At 28.1% G+C, this 21,353-nt stretch carries 25 protein-coding genes, 10 tRNA genes and 1 pseudogene; 13 read left to right on the top strand and 23 right to left on the bottom strand.

Annotated features, from left to right (window positions below; genetic code table 4):
* Positions 1-873 precede the first annotated feature (873 nt).
* From ACQH23_RS09075 to ACQH23_RS09035, 9 genes are all read left to right on the top strand, one after another.
* Complete coding sequence (locus ACQH23_RS09075; protein ID WP_425378088.1) at positions 874-1,185, top strand: hypothetical protein; 312 nt, start codon at positions 874-876, stop codon at positions 1,183-1,185.
* 14 nt (positions 1,186-1,199) lie between these two features.
* Positions 1,200-1,367, top strand: a complete 168-nt coding sequence (locus ACQH23_RS09070) for a hypothetical protein (RefSeq protein WP_425378087.1) — start codon at positions 1,200-1,202, stop codon at positions 1,365-1,367.
* A 13-nt stretch (positions 1,368-1,380) separates the two neighbouring features.
* Entirely contained in the window at positions 1,381-1,671 is a 291-nt protein-coding gene (locus ACQH23_RS09065) for a hypothetical protein (RefSeq protein ID WP_425378086.1), read from the top strand.
* A complete protein-coding gene (locus ACQH23_RS09060) occupies positions 1,664-1,810 on the top strand; it encodes a hypothetical protein (RefSeq protein ID WP_425377993.1) in 147 nt (48 codons plus the stop codon). The genes ACQH23_RS09065 and ACQH23_RS09060 overlap by 8 nt, the downstream gene beginning before the upstream one ends.
* A gap of 2 nt (positions 1,811-1,812) precedes the next feature.
* A complete protein-coding gene (locus ACQH23_RS09055) occupies positions 1,813-2,589 on the top strand; it encodes a hypothetical protein (protein ID WP_425378085.1) in 777 nt (258 codons plus the stop codon).
* A 137-nt stretch (positions 2,590-2,726) separates the two neighbouring features.
* On the top strand, positions 2,727-3,242 hold the full coding sequence (locus ACQH23_RS09050; RefSeq protein WP_425378084.1) for a recombinase RecT: 516 nt from the start codon (positions 2,727-2,729) through the stop codon (positions 3,240-3,242).
* Positions 3,243-3,311: 69 nt separating this feature from the next.
* A complete protein-coding gene (locus ACQH23_RS09045; RefSeq protein WP_425378083.1) occupies positions 3,312-3,458 on the top strand; it encodes a hypothetical protein in 147 nt (48 codons plus the stop codon).
* The gene (locus ACQH23_RS09040; RefSeq protein WP_425377638.1) at positions 3,443-3,913 is read left to right on the top strand and encodes a hypothetical protein; all 471 of its coding nucleotides are present in this window, start codon (positions 3,443-3,445) and stop codon (positions 3,911-3,913) included. Before ACQH23_RS09045 ends, ACQH23_RS09040 begins: the two co-directional genes overlap by 16 nt.
* A gap of 4 nt (positions 3,914-3,917) precedes the next feature.
* A complete protein-coding gene (locus ACQH23_RS09035) occupies positions 3,918-4,097 on the top strand; it encodes a hypothetical protein (protein WP_425378082.1) in 180 nt (59 codons plus the stop codon).
* Positions 4,098-4,142: 45 nt separating this feature from the next.
* Here the strand turns inward: ACQH23_RS09035 and ACQH23_RS09030 are convergent, their stop codons facing one another.
* From ACQH23_RS09030 to ACQH23_RS08930, 21 genes are all read right to left on the bottom strand, one after another.
* A complete protein-coding gene (locus ACQH23_RS09030; RefSeq protein WP_425378081.1) occupies positions 4,143-4,991 on the bottom strand; it encodes an IS3 family transposase in 849 nt (282 codons plus the stop codon).
* On the bottom strand, positions 4,992-5,360 hold the full coding sequence (locus ACQH23_RS09025; RefSeq protein ID WP_425378080.1) for a transposase: 369 nt from the start codon (positions 5,358-5,360) through the stop codon (positions 4,992-4,994).
* A 106-nt stretch (positions 5,361-5,466) separates the two neighbouring features.
* Complete coding sequence (locus ACQH23_RS09020) at positions 5,467-5,619, bottom strand: hypothetical protein (RefSeq protein ID WP_425378079.1); 153 nt, start codon at positions 5,617-5,619, stop codon at positions 5,467-5,469.
* Between the two features lie 25 nt (positions 5,620-5,644).
* A complete protein-coding gene (locus tag ACQH23_RS09015; RefSeq protein ID WP_425378078.1) occupies positions 5,645-5,800 on the bottom strand; it encodes a hypothetical protein in 156 nt (51 codons plus the stop codon).
* Between the two features lie 87 nt (positions 5,801-5,887).
* Positions 5,888-6,115 (bottom strand): hypothetical protein, encoded by a 228-nt coding sequence (locus ACQH23_RS09010; RefSeq protein WP_425378077.1) that lies wholly within the window; start codon positions 6,113-6,115, stop codon positions 5,888-5,890.
* Positions 6,076-6,453 carry a hypothetical protein gene (locus ACQH23_RS09005; protein ID WP_425378076.1) on the bottom strand — a complete coding sequence of 126 codons (378 nt, stop codon included), beginning with the start codon at positions 6,451-6,453 and terminating at the stop codon, positions 6,076-6,078. The genes ACQH23_RS09010 and ACQH23_RS09005 overlap by 40 nt, the downstream gene beginning before the upstream one ends.
* Positions 6,454-6,836: 383 nt before the next feature.
* Complete coding sequence (locus ACQH23_RS09000) at positions 6,837-6,977, bottom strand: hypothetical protein (protein WP_425378075.1); 141 nt, start codon at positions 6,975-6,977, stop codon at positions 6,837-6,839.
* 75 nt (positions 6,978-7,052) lie between these two features.
* A complete protein-coding gene (rpoC, locus tag ACQH23_RS08995; RefSeq protein WP_425378074.1) occupies positions 7,053-10,805 on the bottom strand; it encodes a DNA-directed RNA polymerase subunit beta' in 3,753 nt (1,250 codons plus the stop codon).
* Positions 10,806-10,818: 13 nt separating this feature from the next.
* Positions 10,819-14,685, bottom strand: a complete 3,867-nt coding sequence (locus ACQH23_RS08990; protein WP_425378073.1) for a DNA-directed RNA polymerase subunit beta — start codon at positions 14,683-14,685, stop codon at positions 10,819-10,821.
* Positions 14,686-14,873: 188 nt separating this feature from the next.
* Positions 14,874-15,251: an IS3 family transposase gene (locus ACQH23_RS08985; RefSeq protein WP_425378072.1), complete on the bottom strand. Its 378-nt coding sequence runs from the start codon at positions 15,249-15,251 to the stop codon at positions 14,874-14,876.
* A gap of 59 nt (positions 15,252-15,310) precedes the next feature.
* Positions 15,311-15,574 (bottom strand): hypothetical protein, encoded by a 264-nt coding sequence (locus ACQH23_RS08980; RefSeq protein WP_425378071.1) that lies wholly within the window; start codon positions 15,572-15,574, stop codon positions 15,311-15,313.
* 185 nt (positions 15,575-15,759) lie between these two features.
* Positions 15,760-15,835 (bottom strand) — tRNA-Phe (locus tag ACQH23_RS08975).
* A 5-nt stretch (positions 15,836-15,840) separates the two neighbouring features.
* Positions 15,841-15,916, bottom strand: a tRNA-Asp gene (locus ACQH23_RS08970).
* A gap of 2 nt (positions 15,917-15,918) precedes the next feature.
* Positions 15,919-15,993 (bottom strand) — tRNA-Met (locus ACQH23_RS08965).
* Between the two features lie 52 nt (positions 15,994-16,045).
* Positions 16,046-16,138: transfer RNA gene (locus ACQH23_RS08960), tRNA-Ser, on the bottom strand.
* 31 nt (positions 16,139-16,169) lie between these two features.
* A tRNA-Ile gene (locus ACQH23_RS08955) sits at positions 16,170-16,246 on the bottom strand.
* 1 nt (position 16,247) lies between these two features.
* Positions 16,248-16,324 (bottom strand) — tRNA-Met (locus ACQH23_RS08950).
* A gap of 31 nt (positions 16,325-16,355) precedes the next feature.
* Positions 16,356-16,431 (bottom strand) — tRNA-Ala (locus ACQH23_RS08945).
* A 17-nt stretch (positions 16,432-16,448) separates the two neighbouring features.
* Positions 16,449-16,526: transfer RNA gene (locus ACQH23_RS08940), tRNA-Pro, on the bottom strand.
* A gap of 22 nt (positions 16,527-16,548) precedes the next feature.
* Positions 16,549-16,625 (bottom strand) — tRNA-Arg (locus ACQH23_RS08935).
* A 23-nt stretch (positions 16,626-16,648) separates the two neighbouring features.
* Positions 16,649-16,724: transfer RNA gene (locus tag ACQH23_RS08930), tRNA-Cys, on the bottom strand.
* Between the two features lie 162 nt (positions 16,725-16,886).
* Between ACQH23_RS08930 and ACQH23_RS08925 the strand changes: the two genes are divergently transcribed.
* Together ACQH23_RS08925 and ACQH23_RS08920 are read left to right on the top strand one after the other, a co-directional pair.
* A complete protein-coding gene (locus ACQH23_RS08925; protein ID WP_425378070.1) occupies positions 16,887-17,753 on the top strand; it encodes an ISNCY family transposase in 867 nt (288 codons plus the stop codon).
* Positions 17,668-18,003 carry a hypothetical protein gene (locus ACQH23_RS08920; protein ID WP_425378069.1) on the top strand — a complete coding sequence of 112 codons (336 nt, stop codon included), beginning with the start codon at positions 17,668-17,670 and terminating at the stop codon, positions 18,001-18,003. Before ACQH23_RS08925 ends, ACQH23_RS08920 begins: the two co-directional genes overlap by 86 nt.
* 258 nt (positions 18,004-18,261) lie before the next feature.
* On the opposite strand, the pseudogene ACQH23_RS08915 reads toward ACQH23_RS08920, so the two are convergent.
* A pseudogene (locus ACQH23_RS08915) lies at positions 18,262-19,065 on the bottom strand (IS30 family transposase); the annotation flags it as partial.
* Positions 19,066-19,162: 97 nt separating this feature from the next.
* On the opposite strand from ACQH23_RS08915, the gene ACQH23_RS08910 reads away from it, so the two are divergent.
* Both ACQH23_RS08910 and ACQH23_RS08905 read left to right on the top strand, forming a co-directional pair.
* Positions 19,163-20,263 carry an IS3 family transposase gene (locus ACQH23_RS08910; protein ID WP_425379334.1) on the top strand — a complete coding sequence of 367 codons (1,101 nt, stop codon included), beginning with the start codon at positions 19,163-19,165 and terminating at the stop codon, positions 20,261-20,263.
* Positions 20,264-20,411: 148 nt separating this feature from the next.
* Positions 20,412-20,972 (top strand): transposase, encoded by a 561-nt coding sequence (locus ACQH23_RS08905; RefSeq protein ID WP_425378068.1) that lies wholly within the window; start codon positions 20,412-20,414, stop codon positions 20,970-20,972.
* Between the two features lie 171 nt (positions 20,973-21,143).
* Here the strand turns inward: ACQH23_RS08905 and rpmB are convergent, their stop codons facing one another.
* Complete coding sequence (gene rpmB / locus ACQH23_RS08900; RefSeq protein WP_425378067.1) at positions 21,144-21,341, bottom strand: 50S ribosomal protein L28; 198 nt, start codon at positions 21,339-21,341, stop codon at positions 21,144-21,146.
* Positions 21,342-21,353 lie beyond the last annotated feature (12 nt).

The raw sequence follows: 21,353 nt of genomic DNA, 5'->3' as shown, positions 1-21,353 counted from the left end.
AATTTTTACAAAGTGTACCTTTTTTTCTCCAATTTTAAGGTGTTGTCCTTTCTCTGTTTTAGTTAATTAATTTGGCTAATAAATGAAAAAAATTAATATTAAAGGAAGGAGTAAGTAATGGAAATTAATACGCAACAAACAATCTGTGATGTTGATAATTGCTATAAATCAATATCATTCATTACCGAAGAATTTTTATCAAATAAAGTTTTATGAACTTTTTAAAAACATAAAGATTTATTAAATCGTACAAAAGATAAAAAACAAACGCGGTTTTATAAAAAATTATAAAATTCAAAAATTATCTTTGATTGAGAAACTGGTTCTTTTAAACTTTGATTTTATAAAACAACTTAATGCAGTGTGGGACGGTTATTTTAAATAACTAAGTGCTTCCATAAGAACATGAGTTTAAGCTCATTCCCACAGCCAGCCGAGGCAAGTACTGAAATAGTGTATGAGGAAATATGTAAATCGGCGCTGGTTATATTTAAACTAAGCGATAGTCGTGATAAGTGCAAGGTCAACATCGAACGACAATAAAAATAGAGATGGCCACTTTATAAATAAATTTGCGATATATATTGTCCCATAGAGGATGGCAGCGGTTCTACAAACCACAAAGCCAGCACCAGGCTCTTCAAGGTGCAAGTGAATTTATTTTAAAAACTGAACGTTTTGACTTGAAATAGTGCGGATGAAGAGAGATAATTCTCTGGCTTTACCTCATAAAAACAACTGTCTATTATCTAATAATAAACAAATATTAAATATATTATCGCCACCGCTCACCCCCAGTGAAGCGGATGGCGTAGTAAATAAATAGATAAATACTTATATAACTAATTCTCGCTTTGGCACTTTCACTTGGGAGTGAGTGCCAGCAAATTAAAAATAGGAGGAAATATAATGGAATATAAAAGTTTGTATATTAATAAAACTTGAAATGAAATAACAACATTATTTGATTGAGTGAATTGTCAACCTGTTAATTGTCGTATTTCTCATCATAAAAATCATTATGATTTGCAATGTTTAGAATGGGCAAAAATGTATTTAAATTTATTTGAAGATAAATGAGATGTTATTGCTTCTTATATGCAACATTACAAAATTAACGATATTTTAGATTTAGCAACAGATGGTTGAAAAATATTACAAATTGAGAAAAAAACAATCAAATAATTTAGGAGGTTTACATGAAAAAGTTAAATAAAATTTGTCTTAAACAAAGATATTGAGGTTATTGTTTTCATAAAGAATGCAATAAAGAAAATAAATTGAATGAATTAATGCTTAAAAGTCATTCAGTATCGCAAGAAGATATTACTGATGAACATTGAGCATTAAACAATAAAAATAATTAGGAGGAATAAGAAAATGTCATATTGTATTAGTGATTACTTAAATGAAAAATGAATTAATAATAACGCATTAAAAATTAGTAATAAAGATATTATTTATGCACAAATTGATAGTGACTATGATATGAGTTGAGAATTAAATTTATATCTTAAATTTGGTAATGAAGAGCGACATGTGTGTAATATTTCATTGCCAAAAGATTTTGATTTAAATTTAAAATTATATGAAATTGATGAGGTTAAAAGTTTAATAGATGATTATTTAGAAGATGAAGAAGCAGACTACGAAGTGATAAATTATGAATAATATGTGAAAAGATGAAAGTGGTTATGTTTATAGCGAAGAAGATTTATTTAATATCGCATTAGAAGAATGTTATTCAGAAGAGACTGCTTACGAATATATTGATAATTTAATAAGTGAAATGGATTTGGAGGAAATTTAATTATGGCAGATTTAAAGTTAAATAATCAAATTAAAAATATTACCTATCCATTTTATTTAAAAGATAATGATTTTAAAGAATTAAGTTTAAAAGCATTACCGATTAAAAATTGAATTGATAATCACGGTAAAGAATTAGCGGAGTTTATCTATCGTCATCTTAATCATTATGCATTAAATGGTTATCAAGATATACATTTAAAAGATATACCCAGTGCTATTAGTAAAATTGATTTTGTTTTTAGAGAACCATTAGAATTAATAAAAGATTTTAAAGATGAAGTAAATCGAATTAGAGTTAATATTATTAATTTAGAAAAAGTACTTCAAAATAATAAAATTGAAATTAAAAATAGCCTAATACAAGTTCAATACTTAAAACAACAACAGTTTATTCAAACTAAAAAACAAGAACAAGAAAATAGGGTTGAATATGCTAATAACTTAACGCCTGATATGGGGTTAGACATGGACCAAATTGAAGATGAACAAGTTCGTGTTATGGAAGATGTAGCAAAAATAGAACAAGATTTAGAAAAAACTACTAGTAAATTTCGGAAAGAAAAAATATTAATTAAAGATATTGATATTTTGGGTGTTAATGATGATTTTTTACAAAATGCTGATAAATTAGAACTTATTAATTTAATTAAAAATTATTTAATTGTTGATGAACAAATTGTTAAAAACGAAATTAAAAAACAATGAGATAGTAATAAAAAAATTAATACTATTGGTGTTAATGGAATTAAATTCAAAATAAATAAAGGAGAGAAATAATTATGAATAATCAAATGGGAATAAAATAATTAGTAGCAACAGCAGTTAAAGCATATGAATTAAATGTTAATGCTAAATATTTACAAGAAAATTTAATTGCTTTACAAGAACTAAAATTAAAAAATAATCAAAGTTATATGAATTTAGTGGGTAATGCTGATAATGGAAAAATTACAGCCTTAGGAATTATTAATTTAAGTAATAAAGGTTTAATTTTTGGCAAAGATTTTAATATTATTCCATTTAAAAATAAATTAACAACTATTATTGATAGTAGTGTGTTTCAAAAAAGAATGGAACAAGAAAATTGAATGTTAAAACGAGGAATTATTTATAAAAGTGAAAAATTTGTATGAGATACCGATTTAAAAAAACCAAAATTACATGAAATAGATTTTATGACAAATACCAGTCAATATGAAAATATTATTGGTGCTTATGCTTTTGGAATTAATCGTTTAACTGGTGAAACAAAAGGAATTTTATTAAGAAAATCAGATATTGACCGTTTAAAAAATAGTAGTCCAAGTGGAAATAGTGAATATTCGCCTTGAAATAAATGACCAAAAGAAATGGTTGAAGCAAAATTATATCGTAAATTAGCCCAAGAATTAGGTGTAGATATTACTGACATTGATTTAGATGAAAAATAAATTAAAGAAGATGGTAATTTTGATTATATACCTTTTAATGATATTACTGTCGCCAAAAATAATGGGCAGATGAGCGATGAACCCTTATCAAACAATATAAATACCTCATTTTATATAGAAATAGCGGATACAAAAAATAATGTAGTTAAAGAAGAAGATATTTCTAATGTAGTACCAACAGTTAATAATAATGATGAAGAATGAGCAACTTGATAAAAATAGGTATTGACCCATCAGGGACTGGTACTACTGCTATCGTTACTTTTAAAGATAATAAATTAATTGATAAATCCGAATATACACATTATGATTGAATTACACAACCCGATATTATTTTAGATGTATTAAGACCAGATGCAATTATTAATATTGAAGATTGTTTATATACATCTGCTAACGCAAGTAAAGATAGGGATGATTTATTAAAAGTAATTGGAACAGTTAAATACAATACAAAAAAAGTACACAATATTAATTGAGTATCACCAAAACACACTAAATCAATTGTTAAAAATATGGAAAATTTAAGTAAATATAATGATAGTTGTATATGAGAATTTGATAAAGATAGTAATTTAATTTATCAATATGGTAAAGGTTGAAAATATAATAATGATAAAATAAGTAATCATTTACGAGATGCAATTATTATTGCTAATTATGAGGTTTAATATTATGAAAAAATCATATAATCAAAAAACAGGAAAATATTATTCTTGTAAAATTCGAAATGTTAATATTTACTTAAATAAAAATGAAGAAAAAATTTGAAATAAATTATCTAACTTTGATACTTATTCACAACGAATAGAATATCTTATTAATTTTTATATAAGTCACAACAAAGAAAAATAAAAAAATAACCAATTAAGGTTGCACAGTTTCAGATAACTGAGAATTTTAATTAAAAAATGCTTTCATTTCATATTGAAGTGGTGGCATTTTTAAATTTAAAATTTTTCTTTTTTCATTATAATGAATTATATAATTATCTACAATATTTTTTACTTCTAAAATATTTTTACAGTGTGATAATTCTGAGTTCTCGGTTTTAAGAATTGAAAATCAATTTTCAATCGGTGAATTATCTAAACAATTGCCTCTTCTTGACATACTTATATTTATACCGTGTTTTTTTAATAATTTTTCATAAGCTTTTGAAGTGAAATGAATACCTTGATCAGAATTAATAGTTAATTCACCTTTGATTATTTTTCTTTTAATAATTGCTTCTTTGATACAATTATTTACTCAATTTACTGTTGGAGTTGTTGTTAAAGAATAATTTACTATTAAATTACTAAATAAATCCTTGATTGCAAATAAATATACTCATTCTGTGATTGTTTTAACATACGTAATATCAATTGATCACTTTTGATTAGTTTTTTCAGCTTTAAAATTACGTTTTAATAGATATTTATGTCGAATATGTTCATTTGTCATTTTTAAGAAATGATTAATTTTTTTTCTTGTTTTAATTCTTACACTAGAAATTCTATTAGCTAATTTCATATAACGATAAACTGTTGAATTCGACACATTAATTTTTTGCTCTTCCAAAGATAATTTAATTTGTCTGTGTCCTTTAATACTATTTTCTCTATGAATTGCTTTAATTATTTCATATATTGAATAATCAATATTTGGTTGATATTCATCACAATTTTTTGAATATTTATTTCAAGTATCATATGAAATTCTTAATTCTTTTAAATATCATGATAAAGTAATTTTTGAAACTTGCAATTATGATTTAATAAAAGCAATTTGTTTTCTAATGTTTGTTTTTGTTTTTATCTTTGGAAGAGCAACAAGCTTTTTTAAAACTTCATTCTCAGCTTTTATTCTTTCATTTTCTTTTTTTAATAAATAGTTTTCACGTTCTAAGGGTTTTTTAAACTTATTTAATTCAAAATATTTTCGCTTTTTTCGTTCTTTTAGAATTTCTTTATTTTGTTGAAATTGATTTACTCATTTTGAAATAGTTGCTAAACTAATATGATATTCTTTTGCTATTTCACTATAAGATTTATTGTTAATTGAATATTCATTAACAATTTTTTCTTTAAATTCAAAAGAATGATCTTTAGATCCTTTTATTTTACCTTTAGCCATATAAAAATGTTTCTCCTAACTTTATATATTAATAATAATCTAGAAAAATTTTTATTTATATATCTCAGTTAAAAGAAACATTGCATAACCAATTAAGGTTATTTTTTTAAATACTATTTGTTAGTTGTCTAATAGCATCTTTTTGTGCTTGTTTTTTGTCGTTTACTTTAACTTGTTTTTTAACATTTTTAATTTGACCTGTTTTAAGGGCTAATTCTGTTGCATAATCAAGGTCCTCGTAAATGTTTTTCGTGGGCAATAACAGCCGTTCTTAATTCTCTAAGTTATGCTTTATATTTTTTAATTTTTTTAGCAGATAATCCAAGAATACCAAGACTACCCATTCCACCAGCACCAGCTAACACAAGTAAAGCAATCATTAATGTTTCATTCATGTTTTTGTTTCCTTTCTTATCCTTACTCAAACAGTAGCCATCCATTCTTTCAGAACAAAATAATTTATAAATTAAGCTATATAACCACCCAAAATATCTACCACCCCTATATATAGTCTATTTTAATAAAATTTACTTATTAGTTTCATAATTATTATTTATATTTAATTTTTTGTTATTTTCTTCTTGTTTTTGTTTTTTAATATTTTCGTTTTGTATATTTTTAAATATTTCTTCTGTTATACCATCTAAATTATTTCATTGTTTTGCTATTCTTGGTTGAATAACGCGCGGATTAATCCGACAATCTAAGCAATATCTTAAATCGTCTTTTTTTCATTTTGATTTATCAATTGCCAAATTGTAAAGTTAAGTGCAAGTATAATTCAGCTTTTAATTTTATTAATTGCAGCATTTAAATTATCAATTACAAGTTTGTTATTATTAAATTTTGATCATTTTACATCAATAATTTCTTTAGTATATCCATCAATTATTGTTGATTGATAATGTTTTTTACCATTTCAAATTAAATAAGTTACATCAGTAAATAAAATTGAAAATATTTCTTTAATATCATTAAAATTACGATTTACTAAATCAGGATATTTAATGATATTTTTATTTCTATTTTGTTTTATTAATATTTTTCTACGCATACGCTTTACATATTCAGCTTGAATATTATTTTCTTTCATAATTCGTAATACTTTCTTAGCATTATAAACAATGCCATAATCTTCTTTTAAATATTTGGTAATTCGATGATAACCAAATTGTTTTAAATTTTCTTCATAGACTTTTACAATATTTTTTAATGGTTCACTATCCTTACCATTACTTGAATAATTTTTATATTTATCTCAATAACTACGCTTTAAATCTGTTATATCAAGTAATAAATTTAGTGGATATTTATTAAGGTTTTCTTTGATAAAAAATACAATTTTTCTTTTATTTAATTGTAAAAGTCATGAAGCTTTTTTAGTAATTCATACCTAACTTTGTAATAGTTTAAATCTCTTTTTTCAAATGATTCTTTTGGACCTTTATTGGTGTTTAAAATTCCTTTCTTAAAATTTTAATACCATGAAGCAACAGTTTTTTTATTAATTGCATATTTTTTTGCAATAAAACTTATACTATTATTTTTAACCTCTTGTCCTATCCTTTTTCGAAAATCTGCTGTATATTTATTAAATTTTTGTCCTTTTCTTGCCATATAAAAATGCACCTCCTTTAAAAGTTTAGCAAAGATTTTTTTTCTTTACTTACTTTTTGGGGTGCAGTCTACTTTCTAATATTCTTCAGCTTTGGCAGCAATTCCAGCCGTAATAATATCTTTCGGATTTTTTAATCCTGTTCCAGCCGGAATTAAGTGCCCTAACATAATGTTTTCTTTTATGCCTTCTAAACTATCAACTTTACCTTTAATGATTGCTTTAACCAAAACACGGGTTGTATCTTGGAAGGACGCTGATGATAAGAATGACTCTGATTCTAATGGCGCTTTCTTAATTCCAAAGATAACATGTTTCGCTGTTGGTGGTTTTTTCATTGAGCGAACAGCATTAACTGTTTCATTACGATAACGTTTAATTGTTACAATTTCGCCTGGTAACAATTCAGTATCTCCTGCATCAATAATTTTAACTTTATTCAACATTTGTTTAATAATAATTTCAATATATTTATCTGAAATTTCAATTCCTTGTAAACGATAAACTCGTTGTACCTCTTTTAAAATATAATTATGAACATCTTCAATTTTGGCAACTTCCAATAATTCTTTAATATTAATTGAACCTTCAGTTAATTTTTGACCACGAACAACTTTATCCCCTACTTTAACTCTTAAAACAGCATTATATTGGGTTTTATATTTTCGTTCATCACTATCTGATTTAACATAAATGGTATGAATCCCACTCTCATCACGAATATCACTAATTTCCCCATCAATTTCGGAAATTTCCGAAATTGATCCTTTCGGAGTAGTAACGTCTAATAATTCTTTAATCCGTGGTAACCCTTGGGTAATATCAGCACCACCAGCAACACCACCGGTATGGAATGTCCGCATTGTTAACTGCGTTCCGGGTTCACCAATTGATTGGGCCGCAATTGTTCCAACAGCTTCACCAATTTCAACTTCCATCCCCGTTGCCAGGTTTTTCCCATAACAACGTTGACAAATTCCTTTTTCAGCTTCACAAGTTAATACTGAACGAATAATAACTTCTTTAATATCACTATTAACAATTTTGCGACTATCTTCTTCTGTTAATAATGTATTAGCTAGAATAACTTCGCGATTCTTTAGTTTAATATCTTTTAAATTATAACGACCAACTAGGCGGTCAAATAACGGCACAATGATATTAGCGTGTTTTTGTTCAATAATATCTGAAACAACAAAACCACGACGAGAATTACAATCTTTCATTGTAATAATAATTTCTTGCGAAACGTCAACTAACCGTCTTGTTAAATATCCCGAGTCGGCTGTTTTTAACGCCACATCGGCCATCCCTTTTCGCGCTCCATGGGTTGAAATAAAAAATTCAGACACGGTTAAACCTTCCCGGAAGGAAGATTTAATTGGCAATTCAATAATATCTCCTTTTGGATTATTCATTAATCCCCGCATCCCAACTAACTGCGTAAAGTTTGACACATTTCCCCGTGCTCCTGAATCAGCCATCATAAAGATTGGATTTTTAGGGTCTTCGCGTAAAACATGTTCTAATTCAGCTTGAATATTATCTTTTACTTTTGATCAAACACTAATAATTCGATGTTGTTTTTCCCGACTTGTTAACATTCCTATTTTAAAGTAATTATTAATTTCTTTTACTTTTTGGTCAGCTGCTTTAAATTCTTCTTGTTTTTTATCATAAACTTTAACATCGCCCGCTGAAACAGTTACCCCTGATTTTCCGGAATATTTAAATCCTAGGTTTTTCATGTTGTCTAACATTTCAGCTGTTTTATTAGCACCATATATTTTAAAATAACGATCAATAATATTTGATAAATCTTTTTTCTTAAACGGTGGCTTTACCGTTCATGTCGCTAAGTATTCAATTAAATTAACATTATCCTTAATTAATGAACACGCTGGTAAAGCTGTTAAATTTTCGACATTTGGCTCATTTAAATAAGGGAATTCCTCTTTAAAAATTTGGTTAAAAATAATTTTGCCTGGTGTCGTAATAATATAATCATTCATTTGCTCAGGAGCAAACTTTTTATGCGTAAAACCAGCAACCGGAATAGCAACTAAGGCGTGGAGAGCAACAGCTCCGGTTTCACAAGCAATCACTGCTTCATTTAAATCTTTAAAGATTGTTCCTTCACCTAATTGTCCTTTTTCTTCGTATGTTAAATAGTAGTTCCCTAACACCATATCTTGGGTTGGAGTAACAATTGGTTTTCCATCTTTTGGCCCTAAAATGTTACGACTTCCCAACATTAAACTACGAGCTTCGCCAACTGCTTCATCGGTAATTGGCACATGGACCGCCATTTGGTCACCATCAAAATCGGCATTAAAAGCGGTTGTTACTAAGGGATGCAATCGAATTGCTTTTCCTTTAACTAGTTTTGGCTCAAATGCTTGAATTCCTAATCGGTGTAAAGTTGGCGCACGGTTTAATAAGACCGGACGTGTTTTAATAACATCTTCTAAAATTTCTCACATTTTATCATCTTGATTTAAAATTAATTTTTCAGCAACTTTAATATTTGCTGCTAAACCATCTTTCACTAATTTGCTAATAACAAATGGTTTAAACAAAGTAATTGCCATATCCCGTGGTAAACCACATTGATACATTTTTAAATCTGGACCAATCGCAATAACCGAACGTCCTGAATAATCAACCCGTTTCCCTAACAAGTTTTGACGGAAACGACCTTGTTTCCCTTTTAAAATACTTGTCAATGATTTTAGGGGGCGTTTATCTTTCCCAGTTACAGGGCGAGCTTTTCGTTCATTATCTAATAATGCATCAACAGCTTCTTGTAACATCCTTTTTTCATTATTAACAATGACACTTGGGGCTCCCATTATTTTAACTTTTTTTAATCGTTCATTTCGAATAATAATTCGACGATATAAATCATTAATTTCTGAAGTGGTAAAACGACCCCCATCTAATTGAATAATTGGGCGAATGTCCGGTGGAATTACTGGCACCGCACGAAGAATCATTCACTCTGGGCGTGACCCTGATTTTTTTAATGAATCTAAAACTTCTAATCGTTTCATTAATTTATTTTGGTCTAATTGTGTTTTTTTGTCTTTTAAATCTTGTTTAATTTTTTCAATTTCATCATCAATATTTAAGTTTTTCAATAATACTTCAATCGCCTCGGCCCCAATACCAAAACGGGCCCTCGTATGGCGATTAATAAATTGGGAACATTCATCCATTGAAAATGGTAACGAAGTATTTTTTAAATCTTCAATCATTGTTTCACCAGCTTCATAAGCAATTGTATCTGGTTCTAATGTATCTAAAATTTCTCGTAATGTTTTTGTTAAACGTTGACGAGTTGCAGCTGAAGTTTTAGCATTTCCTAAATCTAAAACCATTTTTTGTTTTAATGATTTTGCATCACCAATATCTAAAACAATATACGAAACAAAATAAACAACTTCTTCAAGTTCTTTTGTTTTCACATCTAAAATTAAAGCAATTCGACTTGGGGTTGCTTTTAACATTCAAATATGGGTAACTGGTTCTTCTAATTCAATGTGCCCCATGCGTTCACGACGAACAATTGCTTCGGTAATTTCAACCCCACAACGTTCACAAATTTTTCCTTTATTTTTTGATTTTTTGTACTTCCCACAAGCACACTCAAAATTTTTGGTTGGCCCAAAAATTTTTTCATCAAATAATCCATCGCGTTCTGGTTTTAAGGTTTTATAATTAATTGTTTCTGGTTTTTTAACTTCCCCAAATGACCAGCTCCGAATATCGTCAGGGTTTGCCAAACCGATTTTAATCATTCGATTATTTTTTTCATTATTATCAATCATTTTTTCTTCCCCCTTAATCTAATTCGTTTTTATCATATAAATTATCTTGTAAGTCAAAACTATCTTCGATTTTAGTAAAATCATCTAAATTATTACTTTTTTGTGGATCACGATTATTAGTACTTAAAATAAAATTATCAATGTCAAATTCATCTTCAAATTCACCACTATCAGTTAATAAATCTTCATCAACATAATCTGATTCATCATAACTTTTAATATTTTTAATGTTTCCTTTTTCATCAATCATATGAATATTAAATCCTAAACCTTGGATTTCACGTGTTAAAACATTAAATGATTCTGGAATTCCCGGTTCAGGAATCTTTTTATCTTTGATAATTGATTCATAAGCACGCGTTCTTCCTTTAATATCATCCGACTTAATTGTTAAAATTTCCCGCAATGTATGCGCTGCTCCATAAGCTTCTAACGCTCATACTTCCATTTCTCCGAAACGTTGTCCCCCATTTTGAGTTTTTCCTCCTAATGGTTGTTGGGTAATTAATGAATATGGTCCGACATTTCGGGCATGCAATTTATCATCAACCATGTGTGATAATTTCAGCATATACATTACTCCGACTGAAACAGGATTATCAAATTTTTCTCCTGATTGGCCATCAATTAAAACTTCTTTCCCAAAGTTTTTCATTTCCGCTTTGTCCATAATTTCAATTAATTCTTCATTTGTCATGCCATCAAAAACGGGCGTTGAAATTTTTTGTCCTAATTTTTTAGCTGCCATTCCTAAATGAATTTCTAGCACCTGTCCAATATTCATTCGTGATGGTACCCCTAATGGATTTAACATAATATCAATTGGAGTTCCATCTTCTAAATGCGGCATATCTTCTAATGGTAAAATTTTCGAAATAACCCCTTTGTTCCCGTGGCGCCCGGCCATTTTATCTCCCTCTTGGATTTTTCGTTTTTGAACAACATAAATTTTAATAACTTCTAAAACATCCGCTGATAATTCATATTTTTCCCGAGGAAAACGTTTAATTGCTTGAATAATTCCTTCGCCCCCATTTGGTACTCGTAATGAATTATCTTTAACATTTTTTGATTTTTCCCCAAAAATTACTTGTAATAATTTATCTTCTGGTGATAATTGGGTTTGTCCCTTTGGTGTTACTTTCCCAACTAAAATATCCCCTGGTTTAACTTCAGTTCCGATAATAACTAAACCATAATCGTCCAAAAATTTCCGCGCATTCTCTGAAATATTCGGAATTTCATGCGTAATTTCTTCAGGCCCTTGTTTTGTTTGACGACGTTCAATTGTGTATTCTTCAATATGAATTGAAGTGAAAACATCTTCCGATACTAATCGTTCTGAAATAATAATAGCATCTTCATAGTTATACCCATTTCATGTTGTAAAAGCGACAACAACATTTTGTCCTAACGCTAATTCTCCTTTATCAATTGATGGTCCATCCGCTAAAACTTGTCCTTTTTCAACTTTTTGACCGTGTCTTACTAATGGCACATGTGTTAATGATGTTCCTTGATTACTACGAACAAAAGTATCTAAATTATATTTTTTTAAGCCTTCTTTTGTTTTTAAAACAATTTTTGTGGCATCAACAAAATCAACTGTCCCATCATATTGTGAAACAATAGCTAACCCTGAGTCGCGAGCAGCAGCATATTCAACTCCTGTCCCAACATATGGTGAATTTGGAGAAATTAATGGAATTGCTTGACGTTGCATATTGGCTCCCATTAAAGCACGGTTAGCATCATCATTTTCTAAAAATGGAATACAACTTGTGGCAATTGAGACAATTTGTTTTGGTGAAACATCGACATAATCAACATTATTTCGCACGGAAATAATATTCTCCCCTTGGAAACGAGCCACTACTTGTTCATCTAAAATTTGACCCTTATCACTTAAACGAATATTAGCTTGCGCGACAACATAATTTTTTTCCTCATCCGCTGTCAAATAATCATTTTCCATCGTAACTTTACAATCATTAACACGACGGTATGGTGTTTCAATAAAGCCATATGAATTAATTTTGGCATAAGTTGCTAAGTTATTAATTAACCCAATATTTGGTCCCTCTGGTGTTTCAATTGGACAAATACGACCATAATGTGAGTAGTGAACATCCCGCACTTCTAAACCAGCGCGTTCTCTTGAAAGTCCCCCTGGTCCTAATGCTGTTAACCGACGTTTATTTGTTAATTCCGCTAAAGGATTTGTTTGATCCATAAATTGTGATAACTGTGATAAATTGAAAAATTCACCAATAATAGCTGACAATGGTTTATTATTAATAATATTTGATGGCTTCATTTTAAATAAATTTGAAGTTGACATTTTTTCTTTAACATTTTTTTCAATTCTTAATAATCCAATTCGAAATTGATTTTGTAATAATTCACCAATTGTTCGAACACGACGATTTCCTAAGTGGTCAATATCATCAACTTCGCCAATTCCATTCGTTAGATTTAATAAATACGAAAAAGTTGCTAAAACATCTGGCACAGTAACATGTTCCTCCATTGCATTAGGATCAATTCCAATCACATTGGCTACTCGTGAACGAACTTCATTATCAACATAAACTTTAATTTTTTGGATTTTATTAGAACAAATAATTTCATCACTAAATTTAACTTCTTCTAAACAAGCGCCAGCTTTTAAAATTCCTTTTAACTTATTAATAGCTTCTTTATCCATTAAAGTTCCCTCGACAAAAACGACTTTCCCTTGGACATTTTTAATGTCTTCTGCTAATACTTTATTATAAATACGGTTCTCAACAGATAATTTTTGTATTAATTTAAAACGTCCGGCTTTTGTTAAATCATATTTACGTTTATCAAATAATAATCCATATAAATACTTTGTCGCTCCATCCGGAGTTGCTGTTTCACCTGAACGAATTTTTTTATAAATCTCTTGCACAGCAATACTTTGATCATATGAAATGTCCCCTGTGTATGGGTCTAATTCATAAGTATTTTTTACTAATTTATTATCACCAAAAATATCTAGTGCATCTTCTTTAATAATTCCTAACGCTGTTAATAAATTAGCAACTGATACTTTTCTAGATTTATCAATTTTGACATAAAAAACATTTTCAAATTTCTCTTCTTTACCAACTTTAATTTTTTTATGATCTGATTCAAATTCTAATCATGTTCCTCGTGATGGAATTAAATCAACATAATAAACGTTCTCCCCGTTTTTACGATTTAAATCAATTTTATAATATGCTCCTGGTGAACGAACTAATTGTGAAACAACAACTTTTTCTGAACCATTAACAATAAAAGTTCCTTTTCCGGTCATTAATGGAAAATCACCAAAAAAGACTTCGCCTTCTTTTTCGATTGTAATATCAAAAATTAGTTTATCATCTAATCTTTCTTTAATTGTTACGGTACATGTTGCTGTTTCATCACCTGAATGAATATCATAATAAATAACATCAGTTGATTTTTTTAAAATTGTGATCATATGTCCAATACGTTCTTCAATTCATGCTTTAATTAATTCTGGTTCACCTTTAATAATTTCTTTTTCAACTTCTAAATCTTTTGAATTAATTGTTAATTTTAAATTTGAATAAATCGGTTCTTCAAAAATCTTTGATTCATCTTTTGCTTGAGAAATAGTTCGTCGTGGTTCTCTAAATTCTCAATCTAACATCTCTAAAACGATATTCCCTTCATGCTCAACAATCGGAAATACCTCCCCGAACACTTCGCTAATTCCTGTTTTCTTAAATCAATCGTATGTTTCAGTTTGGATTTCAATTAAGTTTGGTAAATCCAAATTCCCACTTACTTTTGTATAATCAATTCTTTTAGCGTAATGCCCAAATTTTTTTTCTTTTAATACCATTAATTATTAACCTCACTTTTCACAATATACGCTTGTTAATTATATATTAGTTTAATGTAAAAGTCAATTCTTTTTACTATTTATGTCCTTATCTTGTGATAATTTCGTAATAGTTATCTAGCAAAAATTTCGCAACCATTTAAAATTAAAAATGGTTGCGAAATTTTTGCTAGATAACTATTACGAAATTATCACAAGATAAGGACATAAATAGTAAAAAGAATTGAAAATCTTTCTTTAATATCATTAAAATTACGATTTATTAAATCAGGATATTTAATTATATTTTTATTTCTATTTTGTTTTATTAATATTTTTCTACGCATACGCTTTACATATTCAGCTTGAATATTATTTTCTTTCATAATTCGCAATACTTTCTTAGCATTATAAACAATGCCATAATCTTCTTTTAAATATTTGGTAATTCGACGATAACCAAATTGTTTTAAATTTTCTTCATAGACTTTTACAATATTTTTTAATGATTCGCTATCCTTACCAGTACTTGAATAATTTTTATATTTATCTCAATAACTACGCTTTAAATCTGTTATATCAAGCAATAAATTTAGTGGATATTTATTAATGTTTTCTTTGATAAAAAATACAATTTTTCTTTTATTTAATTGTAAAAGTCATGAAGCTTTTTTAGTAATTCATACCTAACTTTGTAATAGTTTAAATCTCTTTTTTTAAATGATTCTTTTGGACCTTTATTGGTGTTTAAAATTCCTTTCTTAAAATTTTCATACCATGAAGCAACAGTTTTTTTATTAATTGCATATTTTTTTGCAATAAAAATTATACTATTATTTTTAACCTCTTGTCCTATCCTTTTTCGAAAATCTGCTGTATATTTATTAAATTTTTGTCCTTTTCTTGCCATATAAAAATGCACCTCCTTTAAAGTTTAGCAAAGACTTTTTTTCTTTACTTACTTTTTTGGGTGCAGTCTATTTTGTCAATCTTGAAAACATTGCCATCACCTTTTTAATTATATAACAAAAATAAAAGACTCTAAATTAATCTAGGATTAATTTAGAGTCTAGGATTATTTCTAACTAAATTCAATGGTGGTTCAGGACAGAATCGAACTGCCGACACTTTGAGCTTCAATCAAATGCTCTACCAACTGAGCTACTGAACCACGATTGGCGGTCTTGACGGGAATTGAACCCGCGATCTCCTCTGTGACAGAGAGGCATGATAACCACTTCACTACAAGACCATTGGTTGCGGGGGCAGGACTTGAACCTGCGACCTTTGGGTTATGAGCCCAACGAGCTACCACTGCTCCACCCCACAACTTTAATACTATCATAACTTAACTTTTAATTGCAAGTTTTTTTCTGTAAAATGGCGGAAGATGAGGGATTCGAACCCCCGCGCGGATTTCGCCGCCTGTCGGTTTTCAAGACCGATCCCTTCAACCAGGCTTGGGTAATCTTCCAAAAATGTGTTGAAAGCAATTAAATAATAAATGGTGGACCCTACTGGACTTGAACCAGTGACCATCCGGTTATGAGCCGGATGCTCTAACCAACTGAGCTAAGGGTCCATGGTAGCGAGAAAGAGACTTGAACTCTTGACCTCCCGGTTATGAGCCGAGCGCTCTAACCAACTGAGCTATCCCGCCATATCATGTTTAATTGTTTTATTAATGTTAATGGTGGACCCGAACGGGATCGAACCGTCGACCCCCTGCGTGCAAGGCAGGTGCTCTCCCAGCTGAGCTACGGGCCCAAAAATAGTATAAAAAATGGCCGGAAAGACAGGATTCGAACCTGCGACCCCTCGGTCCCAAACCGAGTGCTCTACCCAAGCTAAGCTACTTTCCGAAAAAAATAACATTTAAATAAATGGCGCGCCCAGAAGGATTCGAACCCTCAACCTTTTGATTCGTAGTCAAACGATCTATCCAATTGATCTATGGGCGCATAGAAATAAAACTATATTTAAATGGAGGCACTAGTCGGATTCGAACCGACGATCGGGGAGTTGCAGTCCCATGCCTTAGCCACCTTGGCTATAGTGCCATAAAATATAAACCCCTAATATATTATCATATTCATAATTCATTTCAAGACAAATTTTTAATTTTGTCCTTATCTTGTGATAATTTCGTAATAGTTATCTAGCAAAAATTTCGCAACCATTTAAAATTAAAAATGGTGATAACAATGGAAAGAAAAATAACAATGAAAGAACAACATAAATACAAAACAATTGAAAAAATTATTAACAATAAAATATCAAAGCAAAGAGCTGCAAATATTTTACACTTATCAATTCGTCGCATTGAACAACTTATAAAACTTTATGATCCACAAAATAGTCAATCATTTGCTCACCATTCTCGTGTAAGGATAGCTCACAATAAAACAAATCCACAAATTTGTGAAAAGATTATAAATTTATATAAAACTAAATATGTTGGCTTTAATTTTACTCATTTCAAAGAAAAATTAATCGAAAATGAAGGAATAAACATTTCATATTCAGTTTTATACAAATTAATGTCCTTAAATCAAATTAAAACACCTCGAAAGCAAAAAATAAAGAAAAAAGATAAAACCCACCCTTTAAGAGAACGTCGAAAATGTTTCGGCGAACTATTACAAGATGATGCCAGTGAACATCATTGATTAGGACCAAATGGTCCAAAATGATTTTTACATGACGCAATTGATGATACAACAAATACGGTTGTTGGATTATATTTTGCTTGTCAAGAAACATTACAAGGTTATTATAATGTTTTACATCAAATTTTACGAAATTATGGAATTACCATGACATTTTATACCGATAAACGAACAATCTTTACATACCAAAAAAGTAGTGATAAAACCGAAGAAAAAGACACCTTTACTCAATTCAGCCGATGCTGTGATGAATTAGGTGTCGAAATCATAACTACTTCAATTCCCCCAAGCAAAGGGACGAATTGAACGTTTATGAGGCACTCTACAAGATCGCTTGAAAAATGAATTAATTCTCGCAGGAGTAACCACTATTGAAGAAGCAAATACATTCTTAAAAGAATTTATAACCAAATTCAATAAACAATTTGCCATTCCTATTGATTATAACAATTCTGTCTTTGTTGACGCTCCTAATAATGACAAAATTAATTTATTTTTATCAATCACTTCAACGCGACAAACAGACAATGGTTCATCAATTAGTTATAACAATAAAAAATATATGGCTTATAATAATAAAAAGTTAAAAGTCTTTAATTCAAAAACAAAAATTACAGTAATTAAAGCATTTGATGAAACATTATATTTAAAATATAACAATCAAATATAGAATTTATTAGAATACATTCCGGTTCCTATTAAAAATATTGAAAACAAAGTTCCCAAATCTAAAGCACATAAACCAAAACCAAATCATCCTTGAAATAATCAATATACATTACAAACATTATCAATTAAATAATTTTGCGAAATTTTTGCTAGATATTGACACTATTTTTTTAAAAAAATTAAAATATTTGTAATTTTAGTCTATTTTAAGCATATTTAAGCACACTGAAAAATAATTTATTAAATTTTTCAAATAAACTTATCTAAAATTATTTAAAAATACTTCTTTAGATGTTCTTCAATTCAAACAAGGCCTTAATTTTTTATTCATAACATTAACTACTCAATCTATTTCTTGTTGAGTAACATTATTAAAATCCGTTCCCTTAATATACCGTTTTCTAAATTCACGGTTCATTCTTTCAATTAATGGTTTTTGTTTTGGTGAACCCGGATCACAAAAATAAATATTAGAACCAGTAATCTTTTCTATTTCTTCAAACTTACTAAATTCTTTTCCTCTATCAGTTATTATTCCTTTAATTTTTCCAACCAAACCATTAATTTTAACTAATTATTCAAGTTTTTCTAAAACCTCATTAGCAGTATGTTCTTATAATTTCATTGCAAAATAATTTTTACTATTTTGTTCAACTAATACCAAACAACTAAATTGATAGTCTTTTCCAACTACGGTATCCATTTCAAAAAAACCAACATTAGATTTTTTATTTTCAATATCTCAAATTGATTTAAATTTATTTAATTTACCACGATTATCAGGTCTTTTCTTTGTTATATTTCTTCTGCCACCATTTAATAAATTTTTCTTTAACAAACCCAAAAGACCTAAATAAATTCATTTATAAAAATTTTTAAGACAGGAAGGAAATTTGACACCAAACTTTATTAAAAATCGATGAATAATTTCCGCTGGTGAATCACCAAAAATATTAAATCGTAAATTTAAAAATTCTTGTTGTTCTTCTGTAAATGTAGGTAGTTTTTTAATAGACCTTTTTCGCTTTTGTTTATAATCTTTTTGTGCTTCAACTGGCATATATAATAGACTGCACCCAAAAAAGTAAGTAAAGAAAAAAAAGTTTAGCAAAGACTTTTTTTTCTTTACTTACTTTTTTGGGTGCAGTCTAGAATATCATATTAGTTTAGCAACTATTTCAAAATGAGTAAATCAATTTCAACAAAATAAAGAAATTCTAAAAGAACGAAAAAAGCGAAAAGATTTTGAATTAAATAAGTTTAAAAAACCCTTAGAACGTGAAAAATATTTATTAAAAAAAGAAAATGAAAGAATAAAAGCTGAGAATGAGGTTTTAAAAAAGCTTGTTGCTCTTCCAAAGATAAAAACAAAAACAAACATTAGAAAACAAATTGCTTTTATTAAATCAGAATTGCAAGTTTCAAAAATTACTTTATCATGATATTTAAAAGAATTAAGAATTTCATATGATACTTGAAATAAATATTCAAAAAATTGTGATGAATATCAACCAAATATTGATTATTCAATATATGAAATAATTAAAGCAATTCATAGAGAAAATAGTATTAAAGGACACAGACAAATTAAATTATCTTTGGAAGAGCAAAAAATTAATGTGTCGAATTCAACAGTTTATCGTTATATGAAATTAGCTAATAGAATTTCTAGTGTAAGAATTAAAACAAGAAAAAAAAATAATCATTTCTTAAAAATGACAAATGAACATATTCGACATAAATATCTATTAAAACGTAATTTTAAAGCTGAAAAAAATAATCAAAAGTGATCAATTGATATTACGTATGTTAAAACAATCACAGAATGAGTATATTTATTTGCAATAAAGGATTTATTTAGTAATTTAATAGTAAATTATTCTTTAACAACAACTCCAACAGTAAATTGAGTAAATAATTGTATCAAAGAAGCAATTATTAAAAGAAAAATAATCAAAGGTGAATTAACTATTAATTCTGATCAAGGTATTCATTTCACTTCAAAAGCTTATGAAAAATTATTAAAAAAACACGGTATAAATATAAGTATGTCAAGAAGAGGCAATTGTTTAGATAATTCACCGATTGAAAATTTATTTTCAATTCTTAAAACCGAGAACTCAGAATTATCACACTGTAAAAATATTTTAGAAGTAAAAAATATTGTAGATAATTATATAATTCATTATAATGAAAAAAGAAAAATTTTAAATTTAAAAATGCCACCACTTCAATATGAAATGAAAGCATTTTTTAATTAAAATTCTCAGTTATCTGAAACTGTGCAGGTATAAATTCCTATTTGTATTTTTTCTTTATGAATTAATTTGCAATGATTATCATAGTATCGCAAGAAGTCTATTATTTAACACAACACCCAAAACAGCTTGATATAATCGTCAAAAATTAATGCAATCAAAACAATTAGAAAATACTCAATTAAAATTTAAAAAATTAAATGGCCAAATACAAATCGATGAAACATTTATTAAAGAAATCCATAAAGGTAATTTTAAAGATAAATTTGATAAACGAAAAACTCATCTTGATCCATTTTCCACTAACACTAAATGTTGTATTCAAATGGCGGTTGATACTAATAATAATATTTTTGTTCAATCCACTAATACCAAACGATTACAAAAACAGTGAATTATTGAAAATATGAATACAAAATTAATTAACAAAAATTCCATTATTATTTCTGATATGCAACCATTATATTTATTAGTAGCAAAACAAACAAGTTCTACTTTATATGCCACTAAAACTAGGACAAATCCTGATGCCAGTTATCGAAAATTAAATAAAATTAGTAAATTACAAGCAAGTCTTAAAGAAGCCTTAATTCATTATCGTGGTTTAGGTTTTACTAACATTCAAAATTATTTAAATCTCTGAAAATGAAAATACCAACACAAAGATTTAACACCAAACCAACAAGCAACGGTATTATATTTTAACATCTAAAAAAGTTAAAGAACAATAATAATATTCCATCAAATTCGTTTTCAAATTGTTATATTGATGATTTTTTTGACTTTATTGACTTTATCAAGAGTTTTCTACAAAATTAAAGGATAAATTTTAAAATTTATCCTTACTTTTTTATTATGTCTTAATTGTTTCTGTGAGCTTTATTTATTGCGCAATTTGACCTTTATGCTTTAATGTTTTTAAAGTTCTTGTTGCAACACGTAATGTTTTAACTTCACCATTAACAACAATCCTTACTTTTTGTAAATTAATATTTCATTTACGACGGGTTGCATTTAAAGCGTGTGATCTTTTATTTCCTGATAAAGCTCTTTTACCAGTAATTTCACATTTTCTTGCCATAATTTCACTCCT

Source organism: Spiroplasma endosymbiont of Polydrusus pterygomalis, from assembly GCF_964030635.1.
Taxonomy (GTDB): domain Bacteria; phylum Bacillota_I; class Bacilli_A; order Mycoplasmatales; family Mycoplasmataceae; genus Spiroplasma.
The sequence above is the reverse complement of the archived record's forward strand: the minus strand, read 5'-3'. Positions and strand labels throughout refer to the sequence as shown.